Genomic DNA, 589 nt, shown 5'->3' with positions numbered 1-589 from the left:
GAACACCGGCAATGTCACGTTGACCAACGTCAACGTGACCGACCCGCTGCTGCCGAACCTGGCCTGCACGGCCGTGACCCTGGCGCCGGGCGAGTCGCAGACGCTGTCCTGCACGGCCGGCAACGTGTACACGTTGACCCAGCAGGACGTGAACACCGGTTCGCGCGCCAACACCGCGACCGGCACGGGCACCACGCCGACCGGTGGAACGGTCACTGACACCGACGACGAGACGGTGACGATCAATGCCGCTCCGCAGCTGACCCTGACCAAGACCGCCGGTGCGATCACCGATACCGACACGCCGGCCAACGGCGCGGGCGACGTCGGCGACACGATCACCTACACCTTCGCGGTCCAGAACACCGGCAACGTCACCTTGACCAACGTCAACGTGACCGACCCGCTGTTGCCGAACCTGGCCTGCACGGCTGTGACCTTGGCGCCGGGCGAGAGCCAGAACCTGGCCTGCACGGCCGGCAACGTGTACACGCTGACCCAGCAGGACGTGAACACCGGTTCGCGTGCCAACACCGCGACCGGCACGGGCACCACGCCGACGGGTGGAACGGTCACCGACACCGACGAT

The 589-nt window shown here is 67.6% G+C and carries 1 protein-coding gene; it reads left to right on the top strand.

Features of this window, described 5'->3' with window-relative positions:
• Positions 1-589, top strand: a 589-nt coding sequence (locus tag A7A76_RS14885) for a DUF7507 domain-containing protein (RefSeq protein WP_428995161.1), incomplete at both ends; no start/stop codon positions are given.

Source organism: Lysobacter enzymogenes (assembly GCF_017168095.1).
GTDB classification, from domain to species: Bacteria; Pseudomonadota; Gammaproteobacteria; order Xanthomonadales; family Xanthomonadaceae; genus Lysobacter; species Lysobacter enzymogenes_D.
Note: the sequence above shows the minus strand (reverse complement) of the source record. Positions and strands in the feature narration are given on the sequence as shown.